This is a genomic window from Massilia sp. CFBP9012 (genome assembly GCF_034045115.1).
GTDB lineage: Bacteria > Pseudomonadota > Gammaproteobacteria > Burkholderiales > Burkholderiaceae_D > Telluria.
Map to the genome: position 1 here is coordinate 274,277 of NZ_JAXCWM010000001.1, position 19,675 is coordinate 293,951.

The 19,675-nt window shown below is 65.2% G+C and carries 17 protein-coding genes; 6 read left to right on the forward strand and 11 right to left on the reverse strand.

The window, feature by feature from the left end:
* Window positions 1-110 precede the first annotated feature (110 nt).
* The gene (locus SOM61_RS01030; protein ID WP_320472351.1) at window positions 111-2,069 is read left to right on the forward strand and encodes a family 43 glycosylhydrolase; all 1,959 of its coding nucleotides are present in this window, start codon (window positions 111-113) and stop codon (window positions 2,067-2,069) included.
* Complete coding sequence (locus tag SOM61_RS01035) at window positions 2,066-3,016, forward strand: glycoside hydrolase family 43 protein (RefSeq protein ID WP_320472352.1); 951 nt, start codon at window positions 2,066-2,068, stop codon at window positions 3,014-3,016. Before SOM61_RS01030 ends, SOM61_RS01035 begins: the two co-directional genes overlap by 4 nt.
* A 196-nt stretch (window positions 3,017-3,212) precedes the next feature.
* On the opposite strand, the gene SOM61_RS01040 is transcribed toward SOM61_RS01035, so the two are convergent.
* The 3 genes from SOM61_RS01040 to guaB all read right to left on the reverse strand — a co-directional run bounded on the left by SOM61_RS01040 (window position 3,213) and on the right by guaB (window position 8,141).
* Entirely contained in the window at window positions 3,213-4,658 is a 1,446-nt protein-coding gene (locus tag SOM61_RS01040) for an NAD-dependent succinate-semialdehyde dehydrogenase (RefSeq protein ID WP_320472353.1), read from the reverse strand.
* A 282-nt stretch (window positions 4,659-4,940) separates the two neighbouring features.
* Entirely contained in the window at window positions 4,941-6,551 is a 1,611-nt protein-coding gene (gene guaA, locus SOM61_RS01045; RefSeq protein WP_320472354.1) for a glutamine-hydrolyzing GMP synthase, read from the reverse strand.
* A gap of 129 nt (window positions 6,552-6,680) precedes the next feature.
* Window positions 6,681-8,141: an IMP dehydrogenase gene (guaB, locus tag SOM61_RS01050; RefSeq protein ID WP_320472355.1), complete on the reverse strand. Its 1,461-nt coding sequence runs from the start codon at window positions 8,139-8,141 to the stop codon at window positions 6,681-6,683.
* A 150-nt stretch (window positions 8,142-8,291) separates the two neighbouring features.
* Between guaB and SOM61_RS01055 the strand changes: the two genes are divergently transcribed.
* On the forward strand, window positions 8,292-8,792 hold the full coding sequence (locus tag SOM61_RS01055) for a DUF4124 domain-containing protein (RefSeq protein WP_320472356.1): 501 nt from the start codon (window positions 8,292-8,294) through the stop codon (window positions 8,790-8,792).
* A gap of 4 nt (window positions 8,793-8,796) precedes the next feature.
* Here the strand turns inward: SOM61_RS01055 and SOM61_RS01060 are convergent, their stop codons facing one another.
* From SOM61_RS01060 to SOM61_RS01070, 3 genes are all read right to left on the reverse strand, one after another.
* On the reverse strand, window positions 8,797-9,918 hold the full coding sequence (locus SOM61_RS01060) for a GGDEF domain-containing protein (RefSeq protein WP_320472357.1): 1,122 nt from the start codon (window positions 9,916-9,918) through the stop codon (window positions 8,797-8,799).
* A 283-nt stretch (window positions 9,919-10,201) separates the two neighbouring features.
* On the reverse strand, window positions 10,202-10,510 hold the full coding sequence (locus SOM61_RS01065; RefSeq protein ID WP_320472358.1) for an RnfH family protein: 309 nt from the start codon (window positions 10,508-10,510) through the stop codon (window positions 10,202-10,204).
* A complete protein-coding gene (locus tag SOM61_RS01070; protein ID WP_123072329.1) occupies window positions 10,503-10,934 on the reverse strand; it encodes a type II toxin-antitoxin system RatA family toxin in 432 nt (143 codons plus the stop codon). The genes SOM61_RS01065 and SOM61_RS01070 overlap by 8 nt, the downstream gene beginning before the upstream one ends.
* 94 nt (window positions 10,935-11,028) lie before the next feature.
* On the opposite strand from SOM61_RS01070, the gene smpB reads away from it, so the two are divergent.
* Window positions 11,029-11,478 carry an SsrA-binding protein SmpB gene (gene smpB / locus SOM61_RS01075; RefSeq protein WP_320472359.1) on the forward strand — a complete coding sequence of 150 codons (450 nt, stop codon included), beginning with the start codon at window positions 11,029-11,031 and terminating at the stop codon, window positions 11,476-11,478.
* A 233-nt stretch (window positions 11,479-11,711) separates the two neighbouring features.
* Here the strand turns inward: smpB and SOM61_RS01080 are convergent, their stop codons facing one another.
* Together SOM61_RS01080 and lepB are read right to left on the reverse strand one after the other, a co-directional pair.
* Window positions 11,712-12,905: a multidrug effflux MFS transporter gene (locus tag SOM61_RS01080; protein ID WP_320472360.1), complete on the reverse strand. Its 1,194-nt coding sequence runs from the start codon at window positions 12,903-12,905 to the stop codon at window positions 11,712-11,714.
* 110 nt (window positions 12,906-13,015) lie between these two features.
* Window positions 13,016-13,687: a signal peptidase I gene (lepB, locus tag SOM61_RS01085; protein ID WP_320472361.1), complete on the reverse strand. Its 672-nt coding sequence runs from the start codon at window positions 13,685-13,687 to the stop codon at window positions 13,016-13,018.
* Window positions 13,688-13,845: 158 nt separating this feature from the next.
* Between lepB and ppk1 the strand changes: the two genes are divergently transcribed.
* Window positions 13,846-16,008, forward strand: coding sequence for a polyphosphate kinase 1 (gene ppk1, locus SOM61_RS01090; protein ID WP_320472362.1), 2,163 nt, complete (start codon window positions 13,846-13,848; stop codon window positions 16,006-16,008).
* Window positions 15,980-16,438, forward strand: a complete 459-nt coding sequence (locus SOM61_RS01095; RefSeq protein WP_320472363.1) for a SixA phosphatase family protein — start codon at window positions 15,980-15,982, stop codon at window positions 16,436-16,438. Before ppk1 ends, SOM61_RS01095 begins: the two co-directional genes overlap by 29 nt.
* Before the next feature lie 162 nt (window positions 16,439-16,600).
* On the opposite strand, the gene SOM61_RS01100 is transcribed toward SOM61_RS01095, so the two are convergent.
* The 3 genes from SOM61_RS01100 to SOM61_RS01110 all read right to left on the reverse strand — a co-directional run bounded on the left by SOM61_RS01100 (window position 16,601) and on the right by SOM61_RS01110 (window position 19,563).
* Complete coding sequence (locus SOM61_RS01100) at window positions 16,601-18,049, reverse strand: Ppx/GppA phosphatase family protein (protein ID WP_320472364.1); 1,449 nt, start codon at window positions 18,047-18,049, stop codon at window positions 16,601-16,603.
* A 141-nt stretch (window positions 18,050-18,190) separates the two neighbouring features.
* Complete coding sequence (locus SOM61_RS01105; protein WP_320472660.1) at window positions 18,191-18,382, reverse strand: hypothetical protein; 192 nt, start codon at window positions 18,380-18,382, stop codon at window positions 18,191-18,193.
* Entirely contained in the window at window positions 18,379-19,563 is a 1,185-nt protein-coding gene (locus SOM61_RS01110; RefSeq protein ID WP_320472365.1) for a PepSY-associated TM helix domain-containing protein, read from the reverse strand. Before SOM61_RS01110 ends, SOM61_RS01105 begins: the two co-directional genes overlap by 4 nt.
* Window positions 19,564-19,675 lie beyond the last annotated feature (112 nt).

Here is a 19,675-nt window from a genome sequence, read left to right on the forward strand (position 1 = left end):
GACGACGCCCATCCGATCAACATGCTGAGCAATCCTTTCCGGGGCGGTCTGCCCCGGAACACATCGCCCATAATCGCAATCTGTCCATCCCGCACGCAGTCCAACCCAGCATGCATCGTCTCCTGTCTTCGATCATCGCCTACACGGCCAGCGCCCTGATCGCCGTGCAGGCGCAAGGCCTCGCCCCCGCGCCCGCCCTCGAGGGATTCACCGCGGACCCGTCGATCAGGGTATTCGGAGACACCTATTATCTTTACCCGACTTCCGACAAGCCGAACTGGATGACCACCGACTTCTCGGTCTGGTCTTCGAAGGATCTCGTCAAGTGGAAGAAAGAGCGGATGGTGCTGGACGTCGCCAACGATCTGAAGTGGGCCAATATCAAGGCCTGGGCGCCGGACGCCATCGAGCGCAACGGCACCTATCACTTCTACTTCAGCGCCGACCACAAGATCGGCGTGGCCACCGCCAAGTCGCCTACCGGCCCCTTCGTCGACGCCCTCGGCGCGCCGCTACTGGTCCGCACCGCCCGGATGACGACGAATACGATCGACCCCTACCCCTTCATCGACGACGACGGCCAGGCCTATCTGTACTGGGGCAACGGCGATGAAGCCAACGCCTACAAGCTCAAGCCGGACATGGTCACCGTCGAAGGCGAAGTCCATCGCATCCCGATGAAGGATTTCCGCGAAGGCGTGGTGGTCTTCAAGCGCCAGGGCAAGTACTACTTCATGTGGTCGATCGACGATGCGCGCAGCCCGAATTACCGGGTCGGCTGGGGCACGGCGGATTCGCCACTGGGCCCGGTGAGAGCGGCCACGAACAACTTCATCGTCCTGGAAAAGAATGGTCCGGCGGTCGGCACCGCCCACCACAGCGTGGTCCAGGTGCCCGGCACCGATCGCTGGTACGTGGCCTACCACCGCCATGCCGTCCCGGACGGCAACGGCTACCAGCGCCAGACGGTGCTGGCGAGGATGAACTTCGACGCCGACGGCAACATCCTGCCGATGGACCCCATGCAGCCCGCCTTCCAGCCTGGCGACGCCGGCGAGCCGATCGTCGATGGCAAGGGCCTGAACGGCGTATCCTCCGCCGCCGCACCGGTAGACCGCCCCAACTACCTGCTGGCCCACTTCACCAGCGAGACCACCGACGGCGAGCAGATCTACTTCGCCACCAGCCAGGACGGCTACCGCTGGTCCGACCTGAATGGCTCGAAGCCGGTCCTGCGTAGCACGATCGGCGAACAGGGCGTGCGCGATCCGGCGATCGTGCGCTCGCCACAAGGCGACAAGTTCTGGATCCTCGCCACCGACCTGCGCATCGCCAGCGGCAAGGGCTGGCAAGCCGCCATGCACAAGGGCAGCACGAAACTGGTGATCTGGGAATCGACCGACCTGGTCGACTGGTCCGCGCCGCGCCTGGTGGACGTGGCCGGCGCCATTCCGGACGCCGGCAACGCCTGGGCGCCCGAAGCCATCTATGACGAGCGCAGCGGCGACTATCTCGTCTACTGGGCCACCATCTCGCCGGCCGGCGGCGTCACCAAGCCGCGCATCTATTACTCTCGCACGCGCGACTTCGTCACCTTCACGCCGGCCACGCTGTATATCGACCGTCCCGGCACGCATGGCCTGATCGACACCCAGATCGTCAAGGTCGACGATCCGCGGTCACGCTACCGCTATGTGCGTGCGTCGGGCGACGGTCAGCTGACGCTGGAGGGCGCCAATGAACTCCTGGGCCAATGGGACATCCTGGGCGACCTGCGCCCGCTCGGCATGACCGGCAAGGACGTCGAAGGGCCGATCCTGTTCCGGATCGCGCAGACCGGTGAATGGGCCATGTGGGTCGACCAGTATGCGCGCCGTGCCGGCTACCTGGCACTCACCAGCGACGACCTGTCGCGGCCGGAGCGCTTCCGGCGCGCGGACCCGGCCAGGATCGATTATGGCCACAGCAAGAAGCGCCACGGCGCCATCCTGAACATCGGCACCGACGAATACCGGCGCATCCAGGCCCGCTGGCCGATGGCCGCAACAGCGAAAGCGAGCCCGCAATGAAGCGACACCTTCTGCCTGCCCTGTTCTTCTGCCTGGCCGCCGGCGCAAACGCCGATAACCCGATCGTGACTGACATCTTCACCGCCGACCCGGCAGTGGTGGTCGACGGCAAGCGCCTGTACCTGTACACCGGCCGCGACGAAGCCAAGCCGGGCGAAACGACCTACAAGATGAATGAGTGGCGCGTGTTCTCGACCTGCGATATGCGCAACTGGACCGACCACGGCGTCGCCGCCACGGTCAAGACCTTCGCCTGGGCCAAGGCCGATGCCTTCGCCGCCGACGTCGTCAGGCACAAGGGAAAATACTATCTGTATGCGCCGGTCAAGCACGCCACGATTCCCGGCTTCGCCATCGGCGTCGGCGTGTCGGACACGCCGACCGGGCCGTTCAAGGATGCGCGCGGCTCGGCCCTGGTGACCAACGACATGACGCGCGAAACGCCGAACGGCTGGGACGACATCGACCCGGCCGTGTTCGTGGACGACGACGGCCAGGCCTATATGTACTTCGGGAACAAGGTGCTCAAATACGTCAAGCTCAAGCCGAACATGATCGAGCTCGATGGTCCGATCCAGACGGTGGGCCTGTTCAATTTCGAAGAGGCGCCCTGGCTGCACAAGCGCGACGGCGTGTATTACCTGAGCTATGCGAGCGGCCTGCCCGAGGTGATCGCCTATGCGACGGGGCCCAGCCCGACCGGCCCTTGGACGTATCGCGGCGTGATCATGGACAAGAACAAGGTGACGCACACGATCCACCAGGCGTTCGCCGACTTCAACGGCAAATCCTACATCTTCTATCACAACGAGATGCTGTCGGGCGCCGACTACCGCCGCTCGGTCGCGGTCGAGGAATTCAGCTACGGCAAGGACGGCGCGATTCCCCACGTCGCCCAGACCCGCACCGGCCCGGCAGCCAATCCGGTGCCGGGCTGTGGCGGCTAGCGATTCAGACCCTGATGACGTCAAGTCAAGGCAAAGGTCTTTTTGAGCTACTTTAAGAACGTCGTTCCCACGAAGGTGGGAACCTAAGTTGCTAGCGTTTCGACGACGTTAGCAGCACTTGGGTTCCCGCCTGCGCGGGAACGACGTTTTCAGGCGAACGATGGAAGAGTTGTTGCCCAACTCACTGGCATCAAGATCAAACTCCGACCATCGAAACAGCCTTGGTGTTGAGGTAGGATTCCAGCGCCTCCGGACCGCCCTCGGAACCGTAGCCCGAATCCTTGATGCCGCCGAACGGCATTTCGGCGCTCGGGGTGGCCGGCTGGTTGATCCACAACATCCCGACTTCGACGCGGTTCATCAGGAGCTGGGCGTTCTTGATCGAGCTGGTGAACGCATAGCCGGCCAGGCCGAACGGCAGGCGGTTGGCTTCGAGAATCGCGTCTTCGAGGCTGTCGAAACCGCGGATCGCCGCCACCGGGCCGAACGGCTCGTCGTTGAACACGCTCGCCTCCAGCGGCACATCGGCCAGGATGGTCGGTGCGAAGAAGTTGCCGGCGTCGCCCACGCGTTCGCCACCGGTGGCGATCACCGCACCCTTGGCGCGCGCGTCGTCCACCAGCTGCGACATCGCCGTCAGGCGGCGTGGATTGGCCAGCGGCCCGAGGGTGGTGCCTTCCTGCAGGCCGTCACCGATCTTGAGGCTTTCGGCGTGCTTGACCAGCGCGCGGGTGAACTCGTCCTTGACCGCGTTGTGCACCAGGAAGCGGGTCGGCGAGATGCACACCTGGCCCGCATTGCGGAACTTGGCGCCGCCGGCGGCCTTGACCGCCAGCGCGACGTCGGCATCGGCCGCGACGATCACCGGCGCATGGCCGCCCAGCTCCATCGTCACGCGCTTCATGTGGGCGCCAGCCAGGGCGGCCAGCTGCTTGCCGACCGGGGTCGAGCCGGTGAAGGTGACCTTGCGGATGACCGGGTGCGGGATCAGGTAGCCCGAAATCTCGGCCGGATCGCCGAACACCAGGCCCACCACGCCCGGCGGCACGCCGGCGTCGACGAAGCACTGGAACAGCGCGGCCGGCGACGCCGGGGTTTCTTCAGGCGCCTTGCACAGGAAGGAGCAGCCGGTGGCCAGTGCCGCGGCCAGCTTGCGCACGACCTGGTTGATCGGGAAGTTCCATGGCGTGAAGGCGGCGACCGGGCCGACCGGCTCCTTCAGCACCAGCTGCTGGGCGGCTGGATTGCGCGACGGGACGATGCGGCCATACACGCGCATGCCTTCGGCGGCGAACCAGTCGATGATCTCGGCGCCGGCCAGCGCTTCCATCTTCGCTTCGGCCAGCGGTTTTCCCTGTTCCTGGGTCAGGAGGCGCGCGATGTCGCCGGCGCGCTCGCGCAGCAGGTTGGCGGCGCGGCGCATAGTGGCGGCGCGCTCGGCGGCCGGAACGACGCGCCAGGCCTCGAAACCTTTCTGGGCGGCGGCCAGGGCGCGGTCCAGGTCGGCGATGGCGGCATGGGCCACGCTGCCGATCGGCTGTCCGGTGGCCGGATTGACCACGGGAATGGTCTTGCCGCCGGTGGCGTCGACCCATTCGTTGGCGATCAGGAGGCGGATGTCGGGATAGCTGGAAGTCGTCATGAGCATCAAGGTCCGGTTTGGTAAAACGTCCATGATAGACCTTTTCGCGCAGGTTGGCCGAGAGCGCCACGATATCGACGTTGGCGACGGAAGCTGCCGGAAACGGCCCAGCCAGCCCCTTTCAGCGTGCACCGAGCAGGTTAATCGCGTACACCTTCATTTGTGGATAGGACAGACGTGCTTGCCGGCCGCCGACGGTTCAACAAGAAAAAAGCCCCTGAGATCAGGGGCTTGGTTGACTTTATTTGCCTGAGCATGCCAGCTTATGCCGAGCCCGGGGGATCATTCCCACTCGATCGTCGCCGGCGGCTTGCCCGAAATGTCATACACGACCCGATTCAAGCCGCGCACCTCGTTGATAATGCGATTGCTCACCTTGCCCAGCAGCGAGTGCGGCAGATGCGCCCACTGCGCTGTCATGAAGTCCAGCGTCTGCACCGCACGCAGCGCAACCACATACTCATAAGTACGGCCATCGCCCATCACGCCGACCGACTTCACCGGCAAGAACACCGCAAACGCCTGGCTGGTCGCCTCATACCAGTTCACCGGCGCCTTGCCCGCATCGATGCCTGGCACCTGCGGCACTTCAAACGGCGTATTACGCAGCTCTTCGATGAAGATCGCATCGGCCTCGCGCAGCAGGTCCGCATACTCTTTCTTGACTTCGCCAAGGATACGCACGCCCAGGCCAGGACCAGGGAACGGATGACGATAGACCATGTCATGCGGCAGCCCCAGCGCCACACCCAGTTTGCGCACCTCGTCCTTGAACAGCTCGCGCAGCGGCTCGAGCAGCTTCAGGTTCAGGGTCTCAGGCAGCCCGCCCACATTGTGGTGGCTCTTGATGGTCTGGCCCTTCTTGCCTTTGCCGGCCGACTCGATCACGTCCGGATAGATCGTGCCTTGCGCCAGCCACTTGGCATTGGAGAGCTTGCCCGCCTCGACCTGGAACACCTCGACGAATTCGCGGCCGATGATCTTGCGCTTCTGCTCAGGATCGGTGACGCCGGCCAGGTGGCCCATGAACTGCGCCTCGGCATCGATACGCACGACCTTCACGCCCAGGTTCTTGGAGAACATGTCCATGACCATCTTGCCTTCGTCCTTGCGCAGCAGGCCATGGTCGACGAACACGCAGGTCAGCTGGTCGCCGATCGCGCGGTGGATCAGCGCAGCGGCCACGCTCGAATCGACACCGCCCGACAGGCCGAGGATGACTTCATCGGTGCCGACCTGTTCGCGGATCTTGGCGACGGCTTCGCCGATGTAATCCGGCATATTCCAGTCCGACTTGCAGCCGCAGATCTCGTGCACGAAGCGGCCGATGATCGCTTCGCCCTGGGTCGTGTGCGTGACTTCCGGGTGGAACTGCAGCGCGTAGAAACGGCGCTCTTCGTCGGCCATCGCGGCGATCGGGCAGCTGTCGGTCGAACCCATCAGCTTGAAGCCTTGCGGCATGTCCAGGACCTTGTCGCCGTGGCTCATCCAGACCTTCAGCATGCCGTGGCCTTCGTCGGTGACGAAGTCGTTGATGCCGTTCAGCAGCGCGGTGTGGTTGCGGGCGCGCACTTCGGCGTAGCCGAATTCGCGCTTCAGGCCGTTCTCGACCTTGCCGCCCAGCTGGGCCGCCATGGTCTGCATGCCGTAGCAGATGCCCAGCACCGGCACGCCGGCTTCGAACACCGCCTGCGGCGCGCGCGGCGAATCGCCTTCGAGCGTCGAGTTGTGGCTGCCCGACAGGATGATGCCCGAGGCGCCGTATTCGCGGACGAACTCGTCGCTGACATCATAGGGGAAGACTTCGGAGAACACGCCGGCGTCGCGCACGCGGCGCGCGATCAGTTGGGTAACCTGGGAGCCGAAATCGAGGATGAGGATTTTGGAATGCATGGGATGCGTCAATTTAGGGGGAATTCGGTGTGGGCCGGAGATGTTTTTCCGGCCCAGCGAAGGGAGCCAACACAGTGCGGGCGTTACGCGTCGGCGGCATAGCCGCCAACCCTGCCCGTCGAAAGGCGCTTATTCCGAACGGTAGTTCGGCGCTTCCTTGGTGATCTGCACGTCGTGCACATGCGATTCGCGCATGCCGGCCGAGGTGATCTCGACGAACTCCGCCTTCTCGCGCAGCTCTTCGATGGTGGCGCAGCCGCAATAGCCCATCGACTGGCGCACGCCGCCGATCAGCTGGAAGATGATCGCCAACACGCTGCCCTTGTAGGCGACGCGGCCTTCGATGCCTTCCGGGACGAACTTGTCGGCCTTGCTCGAGGCTTCCTGGAAGTAGCGGTCGGCCGAACCGTCGGCCATCGCGCCCAGGCTGCCCATGCCGCGGTAGGACTTGTAGCTGCGGCCCTGGTACAGGATCACTTCGCCCGGCGCTTCTTCGGTGCCGGCGAACATCGAACCCATCATGACCGTGTGGGCGCCGGCTGCCAGCGCTTTCGAGATGTCGCCCGAGAAGCGGATGCCGCCGTCGGCGATGCACGGCACGCCGGTGCCTTCCAGTGCCTTGGCCACGTTCGAGATCGCGGTAATCTGCGGCACGCCGACGCCGGCGACGATACGGGTGGTGCAGATCGAGCCGGGGCCGATGCCGACCTTGACCGCATCGGCGCCCGCTTCCACCAGCGCCAGCGCAGCGGCGGCGGTGGCGATGTTGCCGCCGATGACGTCCACATGCGGGAAGCGCTCCTTGATCCATTTCACGCGGTCCAGGATGCCCTGCGAGTGGCCGTGGGCGGTATCGACCACCAGCACGTCCACGCCGGCCGCGACCAGCAGCTCGATGCGCTCCTCGTCGCGCGGGCCCACGCCGGTGGCGGCGCCGACCAACAGCTTGCCCTGCGAATCCTTCGAGGCCAGCGGGTGCTCGTGCGACTTCTGGATGTCCTTCACGGTGATCAGGCCGCGCAGCTCGAAATCGTCGTTGATCACCAGCACGCGCTCCAGGCGGTGCTTGTTCATCAGGCGTTTGGCTTCAGCCGTGTCCGCGTCCTCTTTCACGGTCACCAGCTTGTCGCGCGGCGTCATCTTGGCGCGCGCTTCGGCCTCCAGGTCTTCCTCGAAACGCAGGTCGCGGTTGGTGATGATGCCCACCACCTGGCTGCCCTCGACCACCGGGAAGCCGCTGATGCCGTGCTGCTGCGACAGTGCCAGCACTTCACGGATCTTCATGGTCGGCGGGATCGTGATCGGGTCGCGCAGCACGCCGGCTTCGAAACGCTTCACCCGCGCGACTTCGCGCGCCTGGTCGGCCGGGCGCAAGTTCTTGTGGATGATGCCGATGCCACCCTCTTGCGCCATGGCGATAGCGAGATTCGCTTCGGTCACGGTGTCCATTGCCGCCGACAGCAGCGGGATGTTCAGCGAAATATTACGCGTCAGCTTGGTGCGCAGCGAAGTTGCAGCAGGAAGAATGTTGGAATAAGCGGGGACGAGCAGCACGTCATCGAAGGTGAGTGCTTTTTGGAGGAGACGCATAGTATTTCCTATAGGCGCAAAAGCAAATTATACAGAAACTCTCAATTTCCGTCGCCGGGGAGGCCAAAATTTCTTTTGCACGGTGCGTCCGGCAATTGACAGCAGAGCCAGGACATGGCGAAATCGACGCGTTCATCCAGGAACCATTTCATGCCTCTTCTTTCCAGACACATCCTCGGCGCCCTGCTCCTCGTCGTCGCCACCGCCGCCCATGCCCAGTACGTCTGGATCGGCCCCAACGGCACGCGCCAGTATTCCGACCGCCCGCCCCCACCCGGCACGCCGGCCAGCAAGATCCTCAAATCGCCCGGCCGCCCGGCGCTGGAACCGTCGACCGCTTCGGACACGACTGCCGAGTCGCCGACGGAGAACAAGGCCGCCGCCGGGCCACCTACCCTGGCCCAACAGGAAGCCGCCTTCCGCGAACGCAGCAAGACGCGCGCGGAGCAGGAACAGAAGAGCCGGGAAGAAGCCGAGCGCAGCCGGCGCCTGGCCGAGCATTGCGCGGCGGCCCGCGAGACGCAGGCCAGTCTCGACTCGGGCATCCGCGTCGCCCGGATCGGACCCGATGGCCAAAAAACCTATATGAGCGACGAAGAAAAGGCCGCGCGCGGCGAACAGGTCAGGCGCGCGCTGCAGGAGTGCCGCTGATCCGCTAGGCGGCCGGCTCGGCCGCTGGCTCGGGTGCGGCCTCCACGCGGTTGCGCCCGCCCGCCTTGGCCGCATACAGGGCCGTGTCGGCGCGCGCCATCAGGCTCGCGATGCCTTCGCCCGGCTGCAGCATGGCCACGCCGATGCTGACCGTATAGGGCACGCCGGCCGCACCCGCCCCCATCTGGGGCGCGCGCTCGAGCGCGGCGCGCAGGCGCTGCGCCACCGAGATCACCGTGCGATCGTCGGCGTCGGGCAGCAGCACCGCGAACTCCTCGCCGCCCAGGCGGGCGCAGCAATCGATCTTGCGGATTGCCTGCTGGGTGCGCTCGACGAGGTCGCGCAGCACCAGGTCGCCGACGCCGTGGCCGTGGGTGTCGTTGATGCGTTTGAAATGATCGGCGTCCACCAGCAGCAGGCCGAGCTTGCTGCCGCGGCGCTCGGCGCGCGCCAGCTCGCGCTCGGCGAAAGCGAAGAAGGCGCGGCGCGAGGCGGCGCCGGTCAGGTGATCATGGTCGGCGGCGTGCGCGCTGGCGGCGATCAGGCGCGCATTGGCCATCATCACCGCGCCCAATGTCAATGCCGGCAGGGCAAGGGTGCCGATCGCGATGAACGCCAGGTTGTAGGTGCTTCCTTCGAGCAGCGAATACGGCTGGTAGAAGTCGATCACATAGAAGCTTGCGCGCCAGGCGTGGCCCACGCCCAGCACCAGGGCGGCGCAACGGGTAAAGGTGAACGAATAGCGCAGCCGCGGCTCGCCCGGCGAGCGCAGGGCGATCCCGATCGCGAAGCAGACGGCGCCATGGTAGAGCGACACCGACACGATGCGCAGCGCCGCCGACTCCACCACGTGGTGGAAGAAGACGATGCCGCTTATCGCGGCCAGCGCGCCCGCCACCAAGAGGCGCCATGGCACGGGCAACCCGAGGAAACGCCGGAAGCCGGCGAAGATCAGCGTGATCGTGCCGAGATACAGCGCATTGGCCAGCTCGATGCTCAGGACATCGGGGGCCACTCCACGCGCCGCGAACAGCAGCAAGGCCACCACCGCCAGCAGGTTTGCCTGCCGCCATTCGCGGATGCCTGCCACCTCGCTCTTGGCGAGCGACGACAGGACCAGCAACATGACCCCCGACAAGGCGGTGGTCACCAATAACAAACTCAGGGCATTCAACATCGGAGCGGCAGTACGGCAAGTGGAAGTGCGGCAGGCGACGTGCGCCGGCAAGGGAGTGCGGCGCCACGCTGGCGGCGTGGCGTCACGTGAACGGGAACACGATGCGCACCCGCCACATGCGGTGCGCGCGCCTTGGCCTCATGGGAGACGCCATGATACCAAGAAACTCCGGGGAATCTATCCAATTGTTGCAGTTGCGCAAGAAATAACGTCCCGCGCCGCTGGCGCCAGGCTAGGCGGCGCCAGCGCCCGCCGCGTTTTCCTTCTTGGCCGCGCGCTTGCGGCGCGACTCCTTGGGATCGGCAACGAGCGGCCGGTAGATTTCGATGCGGTCGCGGTCGCGCAGCACCGTGTCGAGCGTTTTTTTCTTGGCGTAGATGCCCACCGGCTGCGTCGTCAGGTTAATGTCCGGGAACGCTACAAGAACCCCGCTGCGCTCGATCGCCTCGCCAATGGTCGTGCCCGCCTCCACCTGCATGGGGTGCAGCCATTCGACCTTGTCGCTGGCATAGCACACCGAAACGCCCAGCATCTCAGCCATACACCGCCTCGGCGCGCTTGCAGAACGAGTCGACCATGCTGTTGGCGATCATGCCGAACACGGGGCCGACGATCTGGGCCAGGATGACGCTCGAGAACTCGTACTGCATGTCGAAGTCGATCTTGCAGGCATCTTCACGCAGGGCCTTGAAACTCCACGTCGCCTCCAGCATCTTGAAAGGACCGTCGACCAGGTGCATCTTCATCTGGGTCGGGCGCTGGTTGTGGTTCGACGTCGTGAAGCTCTGCTTCACGCCGTGAAAATTGATCTGCAGGCTGGCGACCAGCTTGTCGTCGGTCCGCTCGACGACCTTGACGCCTGCACACCAGGGCAGGAACTTGGGATAATCCTCGACCTTGGCAACGAGGTCGAACATCTGTTCTGCGCTATAGCCAAGGAAAACTGATTTGTGCACTACTGCCATTGGTCAACCGTTTGTTATGATGTTGGTCATTTACATGCGTCATTCGTTGACGCAATGGCAGTAGTTTAACCGACACGCGAATTTTCGCCTTTTCATGAGCATCGCTGACAATAAAAAAGCATTTTTTGACTACTTCATCGAAGACCGCTACGAAGCGGGTCTGGTGCTGGAGGGTTGGGAAGTAAAAGCCATCCGCGAAGGGCGGGTGCAGATCAAGGAAGCCTATGTGCTCGTTCGCAATAACGAGCTATACCTGTTCGGCGCGCACGTCAGTGCGTTGACGACCACTTCCACCTTTAGCCACCCGGAGGCGCTGCGCTCGCGCAAGCTCCTGCTGCACCGGGCCGAAATCGACAAGCTCATTGGCAAGGTCGAGCGCGCCGGCTTCACGCTGGTGCCGCTCAACCTGCACATGAATAAAGGCCGCGTGAAGTGCGAAATCGGCCTGGCCAAGGGCAAGAAGCAGCACGACAAGCGCGCAACCGAGAAAGACCGCGACGCCAAGCGCGAAGTCAACCAGGCGATGAAGACCAACCGGCGCTGACAAGCGACGGCGTCGCTCGCACAATCACAACGTCGCTCGCGCGATCCCACGTCGCTCCCGCACTTACCACGTCGCTCCCGCACCTACCACGTCGCTCCCGCGAAGGCGGGAGCCCAAGTTCGCACGCCGCCGCATACCATTCGACGTGGCGGGCTGATTGAATGACTTGGGCTCCCGCCTTCGCGGGAGCGACGTTGGTGGTGCGGCGATGCCGTCGACGGCATGCGCGCGCCTCAGGCTTCCTGCACCTTCGGCGCCACCGCGCTGCGCACCGACAGGCGCCAGGCGCCAAAGCTCAGCAGCAGGCCACCGGCCACGCCCAGCGCCAGTTTCAGCGCGCTGTCGAACAGCAGCGGCGCCACCAGGCCCGACACCAGCGCGAACGACATCATCTGGATGAAGCCGACCATCGACGAGGCCAGGCCGCGGTTGCGCGGGAACAGGCCCATCGCGGTCAGCTGTACCGCCGGCATCGCCACCGCCAGGCCGAAGGTGTAGACGAACAGCGGCAGCACCGACCATGGCACGCTGGCCGGGAACAGGCCGTGATAACCGACGTTGAGCACCACGCCCAGCGTCATCACTGCGTAGCCGGTCCACATCATGCCGCCCGGCGTCGAGCCGTGGGCGCGCTTGCCGCCCCAGGCCGAGCCCACCACCATGCCGCCCACCAGCGGGATGAACATCCACGCGAACGCCGTCTCGGGCAGGCCGAGGATCTCCATCACGAATTTCGAGGCCGAGCCGATGTAGAGCGACAGGCCGCTGAAGGCCAGGCCCACCGACAGCGCCAGGAACACGAATTGCGGGTTGCGCAGCACCATCAGGTAGTTGCGGCCGATGGTGCCGGGGTGGAAGGCCTGGCGCTTCTCGACCGGCAGGCTTTCCGGCAGCAGCTTCATGACCATCAGGATCATCGCCGCGCCGAACACGGCCAGGAACACGAAGGACGAGCGCCAGCCGAAGGTCACGTGCAGCCAGCCGCCCAGGATCGGGGCAATGGCCGGCGCCAGGCCGAACACCATCATGATGTGCGACATCATGCGCTGGGCTTGCGCGCCCGAAAAACGGTCCTGCACGATGGCCTGGCCGATCACCGAGCCGGCGCCGGCCGACAGGCCCTGCAGCGCGCGGAACACCAGCAGCCAGCCGAAGCTCGGGGCCCAGGCCGCGCCGATCGAGGCCAGCGTGTAGACCGACAGCGCGGCCAGGATCACGGGGCGGCGGCCGAAGGAGTCCGACAGGGTGCCGTAGAACAGCATCATGAAGGCGAACGTGAACAGGAACACGCTCAGGGTCTGCTGCACGGCCACCGGGCCGACCCCGAATTCGACGCCGATCGCCGGCATCGACGGCAGGTAGGTGTCGATGGCCAGGGCGCCGATCATGCCGAGGCAGGCGAGAATGACGGTGAGAAGCTTTTGCATGTACTACGCTTTCGGGATCATTGCCAACACTGCAGGATGCGGCATTGGGGGGACGCGATTGTACGCTATTTCGATCCCGTCAATCTTCACCGAACCTCACCGCCAATCGTTCATGGCGCGCGCAGCGACATGCCGAAGCGGTCCAGGCGCGGCATCCAGTTTTCCTGGTAGGCGGCCGACACCAGGACGCGCTCGGCCCGGCCGATCAGCTTTTCGCGCGGCACCAGGCCGATCACGCGCGAATCGGCGCTGTCGTTGCGGTTGTCGCCCAACATCAGGTACTGGCCGGCCGGGACGCGCAACGGCTCGAAGCTGCGCGGCGCCGGCACGCCCGGCAAGACCTGGATGCGCTGGCGCGTGCCGGCCACCTGCTCTTCCAGCCGGATGGCGCCGACCTCGGTGCCGCGACTGCGCTCGCGCGCCTCGCCCAGCACCGCATAGCGACCGCCTTCGCCATTGACGATCAGGCGGTCGCCCCGCATCTCGACCAGGTCGCCCGGCACGGCCAGCACGCGCTTGATCAGGCGCGTGTCGTCTTGCGGCGAAAGAAACACGACCATATCGCCGCGCGCCGGCTCGCCGAGGTGCGCCACGCTGTGCTCAGTCAGTGGTATCTTGAGGTCGAAGGCCATGCGGTTGATCAGCACCACGTCGCCCTCGAGCAGATTGGGACGCATCGAGCCGCTCGGGATCGGGCTCCAGTCGGCCACCGCGCTGCGAAACACGCCAAACAACAGCAGGAACATCAGGAAGCCCTTGTTGGCGCGGACGAAGTTTTTCATGGACGACTCCTCGGTGAATGAGCGCCAAGCTTAGCCGTCGCCCTTGGGCAAAGGCTTAACAGTTCGTTAAGCCAAAGCGCAGCAGCGGCAGCGCAAGTGTCACCGGGCTGTCATATTTGACATCTACACTGCCTGCGGGACGACTACGACCGCAGAATATGGATATGAAGAAAAAGGCCATCGAGGCTGAGCTCAAACAATTTTCCGACGGCGGCGCTTACCTGAACCGCGAGCTGTCGCTGCTCGAATTCAACCGCCGCGTGCTGGCCCAGGCCGAAGACCCGTCGGTTCCCCTGCTCGAACGCCTGCGCTTTCTGTGCATCGTGGCGAGCAACCTGGATGAATTCTTCGAGGTGCGGGTGGCCAGCCTGCTGGCCCAGTACCAGATGGACCGCGAGAGCGGCGCCCTGCCCGACGGCCTGGCGGCCAGCCTGGAACGCGCCAGCGGCGAATGCCGCCACCTGATCGCACGCCAGTACAGCCTGTTCAACGCCGAGATCCTGCCGCAGCTGTCCGAGCACGGCATCCACCTGCTGCACCGCAGCGAGCGCAACGCCGCCCAACGCGCCTGGGTCAAGCAGTATTTCGACCACGAAGTGCGTCCGCTGCTCACGCCGATCGGACTCGACCCGGCCCACCCCTTCCCGCGCGTGATCAACAAGAGCCTGAACTTCATCGTGGAACTCGCCGGCAAGGATGCGTTCGGGCGCGGCTCGGGCATTGCCATCATGAAGGCGCCGCGCGTGCTGCCGCGCGTGATCCGGCTGCCGGACGAGCTCTCGGACAAGAAAGGCGCCTCCTACTGCTTGCTGTCGTCGGTGATCCAGGCCCATATGGCCGATTTGTTCACCGGGCGCGAAGTGGTCTCGTACTCGCAATTTCGCGTCACCCGCAACAGCGACCTGTGGGTCGACGAAGAAGAAGTCAAGAACCTGCGCCAGGCGCTGCAAAGCGAACTGCATGGCCGCCAGTACGGCTTCGCCGTGCGCCTCGAGGTCGGCCGCTCCTGCCCCGAGCACTTGTCGGACTTCTTGCTCAACCAGTTCCAGATCGATCGCAGCCGCCTGTTCAAGGTCGACGGCCCGGTCAACCTGGGCCGCCTGCTGGAGATCGTCAACGCCAACGACCAGGCGGAGTTGAAATTCCCGCCGTTTGTCTCCGGCTATGCCAACAAGCTGTCCGGCCCTGACCTGTTCGCCACGCTGCGCAAGCATGACGCGCTGCTGCACCACCCCTTCGAATCGTTCCAGCCGGTGATCAACTTCATCGCCTGCGCGGCGGCCGATCCGAACGTGGTGGCGATCAAGCAGACCATCTACCGCGCCGGCAGCAATTCGGAACTGGTCGAAGGCCTGATCGAGGCCGCGCGGCGCGGCAAGGAAGTCACCGTCATCGTCGAACTGATGGCGCGCTTCGACGAAGAGGCCAACATCAACTGGGCCGAGAAGCTCGAGCAGGCCGGCGCCCAGGTGGTGTATGGCGTGGTGGGCCTCAAGACGCATGCCAAGATGGCCCTGGTGCTGCGCCGCGAGCCCAATGGGCTACGCCGCTACGCCCACCTGGGCACCGGCAACTACAACCCGACGACGGCCAAGTTCTATACCGACATGGGGCTCTTGACGGCCGACCCGGACCTGACCTCGGACGTCAACGAAGTCTTCATCCACCTCACCAGCATGACGCGGCCCAAGCAGCTCTCAAGCATCTGGCTGGCGCCGTTCTCGCTTCAGAAGGAAGTCGTGCGCGCGATCCGCCAGGAAGCCGAGATCGCGCGCCAGGGCCGGCCGGGCCGCATCATCGCCAAGATGAATTCCCTCACCGACGAATCGGTGATCAAGGCGCTGTACGACGCCTCGAATGCCGGGGTCAAGATCGACCTGATCATCCGCGGCGCCTGCGCGCTGCGCCCGGGCGTGGACGGCCTGTCGGAAAACATCAAGGTGCGCTCGATCGTCGGCCGCTTCCTGGAGCACACCCGCATCTTCTACTTCCGCAACGACCTGAAGCACGACATGGTGCTCAGCAGCGCCGACTGGATGAACCGCAACCTGTTCCGCCGGGTCGAAGTGGCATTCCCGATCCGCTCGACCGCGCTCAAGCGGCGCGTGATGCGCGAGGGCCTGCAGCCCTACCTGAAAGACAACGTCAATGCCTGGGAACTGGCGCCCGATGGCCGCTACCGCCGCCGCAAGGCGCGCGGCAAGCAGGGGCAGTACAGCGCCCAGCAGGTGCTGATGGACATGCTCGGCGCCGCCAATCTCGACAACGACACCAACAACAAGGAGATCGACAATGGAACTGATCCTGTGGCGCCACGCTGAGGCCGAGCCGGGAGAGCCGGATTCCGCCCGCGAACTGACGCCCAAGGGCCAACGCCACGCCGCGCGCATGGGCGCCTGGCTCGACCGCAAACTGCCGCCCGCCTGCCGCATCCTGGTCAGCCCCGCCGCGCGCTGCATCCAGACCGTCGAGGCACTGGGCCGGCGCTACGAGGTGGTCGCGGCGCTGAGCACCGAATCGAGCGCGGAGGCGATCATCGAAGCCTGCGGCTGGCCCGAGCACCGCCAGCCGGCGCTGATCGTGGGCCACCAGCCGCTGCTGGGGCAAGTCGCGTCGATGGTGCTGTGCGGGGACAAGCAGGATTGGCGCATCCGCAAGGCGGGCGTGTTCTGGATCGAGCACAAGGAGGCCGATGGCGTGCCGTATATCAGGCTGGTGGCGGGGCCGGATGTGATTGGCAAATTGCGCTAAGGCTGAAAGAAACCACGAACCTCCGCACGTCGTTCCCGCGAAGGCGGGAACCCAAGTCTTTCAAGCAGCAGGCAGCGTCGAACGCGGCCGCAATGCCAGCAAACTTAGGTTCCCGCCTCCGCGGGAACGACGGGATGCGAGCAGGCGTGGCCAGCATCGACCTCACTTCGCCTGGAACCCGATCCCCACCTCATTCCAGCTGCACTCTTCCTTCTCGAACCACGGCGCCAGCGTCGGATGCCGCGCCAGCAGTTCCGGCGGCAGGTCGATCTCGATCTTGCCTTTCATGCGCAGGCGCAGGCCGCCGATGTCGCTGTCGGCGCGCGCATGCATGAGCACCACCGCCAGCCGCAGCGCCAGCACCGCCTTGGCCAGGTCGGGCTCGACCAGCGCGTCGCGGATCTTGCGCAGATTGCCCTTCTGCCCCAGCACCAGGGTCGCCAGCAGGCGCTGCTCGCGCGTGGTGAAGCCGCCCAGGTCGGCATGCTCGACGATATAGGCGCCGTGCTTGTGAGACCCGCTCATCGAAATGGCCAGGCCGATCTCGTGCAGCATGGCACTCCAGGCCAGGTAGTGCGGCTGGCTGTCGGCCTGCGGTTGCAGGCGCTCGTACAGCAGGGTCGCGATGCCGCAGGTGCGCAGCGCGCGCTGGGTGTCGACCCGGAAGCGCTGCATGCAGGAGCGGATCGCGGCGTCGCGCCGGTCGCGCCGGTTGGCGCGCAGCTCGAGGTCGGACAGCACGCCCAGGCGCAGCCCGGCATTGACCGCGTGCAGGCGCTCGACCTTCAGCTCCTGCATGGCGCCGATGAGCACCGTCAGGCCACCCACCATCACCGGCACCCGGTCGCGCTTGACGCCCTGCAGTGCGAAGGCGTCGACGTGGCCCAGCTCGATCAGGATGTCGCGCAGCGCATGCAGGCTGGCCTGCGACACCGTGCCGTCGCCGATCGCGTTGCGGCCGATGACTTCCGAGATGGCGCGCATGGTGCCCGATGAGCCGTAGGCGGCATCCCAGCCCTGGGCGTGGTAGAGCGAGGCGGCATCTTCGAAGCGGGCGCGCGCCGCGGTGACGGCGGCGTCGAAAGCGCGCGCGGTGATGCGGCCGTCCGCGAAGTAGGACCGGGTCTGCGGCTGGGTGCCGATGCCGAACGACTCGACCAGGTGGATCTCGGGGCCGGTGCCGGCGATGACCTCGGTCGAGCCGCCGCCGATGTCGATCACCAGCCGCCGCTCGTCCTGGCGCTCGATGGCGCGCGTCACGCCCATATAGATCAGGCGGCCTTCTTCCTCGCCCGAGATGATCTCGATCGGGTAGCCGATCGCCGCCTCGAGCTGCGGCAGCAGCTGGTCGGCGTTGCGCGCCACGCGCATGGTGTTGGTGGCAACCACGCGCACGGCGTCGAGGTGGTATTCGTCGAGGATCTTGCGGAAGTCGTGCAGGCAGGCGACCGCGCCGCGCATCGCCGCCTCGGTGAGCATGTTGTTGCTGTCGAGCCCCGCCGCCAGGCGGAGCGGATCGCGCGCGGTTCGCACGATGTGGATGCGGGCGCCGAGCGGCTCGCCGATGTGCAGGCGGAAGCTGTTGGACCCGAGGTCGACTGCTGCAAACATGAGGCTCTTTCGAAAATGGACGAATCCCGCGGCCAGCTCATGCTGCGCGGGATCGATTGGCGCCAAGTATACAGCGTGGCACGGGCCGTCACCAACCCCGGCACACGAAAAATGCCCGGGGTGTTGCGCCGCGCAGCCGGTTCAGCGGTGCTGGCGAGTGGCTGGGCGGCGGCGCAGGCAGTACCAGGCGCCGACCAGGCAGGGAATGCCGAGCGTGACGGCGGACAGGGCGTCCCAGATGCCGTCGCCCAGCAGGGCCGAGATCAGGCCGATGGTGGTGAGGATGGCGAGCACGATCGGCACGCCCCAGATTTGCATGGGCGTCTTGCTCACGATGCGCCTCCCTCGCGCGCCAGCGCCGGCGCTTCGTGGGCACTGGCCGGCGCATGCTTGTCCAGCGCCGCGGCCTTGGCCGTCGCGTTGGCGGTCTTGCCGCGCTTGACCCACAGGTACAGGCCCGTCACCAGGATCACGATGGTCGCGATGTCGAGCACCGCCCACAGGAATTTCATCCATTGGCCACCGTAGTCGCCGAAGTGCAGCGGCTGCGACACCAGCAGCGCCTTCAGGTACCACGGCAGTTGCGGCGCGTCGGTCAACTCGCCGGTATGGGCGTCGACCAGCACCGGCTGGTACATGCGCGAGCTGAACGGCTCGTCGCCGTTCATGAAGATGCCGTAGTGGTGGGCGCTGCTGAAGTCGGTGCCAGGGAAAGCCACGAAGGCGACCCGCATGCCCGGCAGGCGCTCCTTGGCCTTCTCGATCGCGTCGTGCACCGAGGCGGTGTGCGGCTGCGGCGCCTTGTCCTTGTACTGCGCAAGGATCTGGCCCAGTTCATTGTGCTGGTAATACTTGAGCATCAGGTCGGCCCAGGTATTGATCATGCCGGTGCCGCCGACCACGAACAGCCAGGTGAGCGTGACGATGCCCAGCAGGTTATGCATGTCGAGCCATTTGAGGCGGCTGCTCTTTTCCTTGCGCACGGTGCCGAATTCGAGCTTGCGCATGAAAGGCGAGTACAGGACCGCGCCACTGATAATCGCGACTAAAAGCAATAGGGCCATCAACCCCAAAAACAGCTTGCCGGCCAGGCCCATGAACAGGTCGACGTGCAGCGCCAGCATGGTCGACATGAACACGCCGCCCTCGAAGGCCGGCTCGACGATCACCTTGGTGGTGCGCGCGTCGACCGCGATCGGCTTGTAGTCGTGGTCCTGCATGTGGTCGGCCAGGGTCACGTGCCAGATCTCGGGCACGTCCGCCTCTTGCGAGATGAACATCGGCTTCTTGGTCGGGTACAGCTCCTTGGCCGAGGCGATCACGGCGTCGACGTTGCCCATCGGCGTAGGCTGCGACAGGGTCGGCGGCTCGACCTCGTTGCCCAGCAGGTGGCCGATCTCATGGTGATAGATGAGCGGCAGGCCGGTCAGGCACAGCAGCAGCATGAAGATGGTGCAGACCAGGCTGGACCATTTGTGAATCCAGCCCCAGCGGCGCAGGGAAACGGGTGACATGTTATTGGGTATGCATTATAGCTAGAGATACAGACCATGAATAATAATCGTTCTCATTTACATAAGCAAGCTTCAGGCATAGAATGCGCGTTACTTCTCACGCATAAAAGAG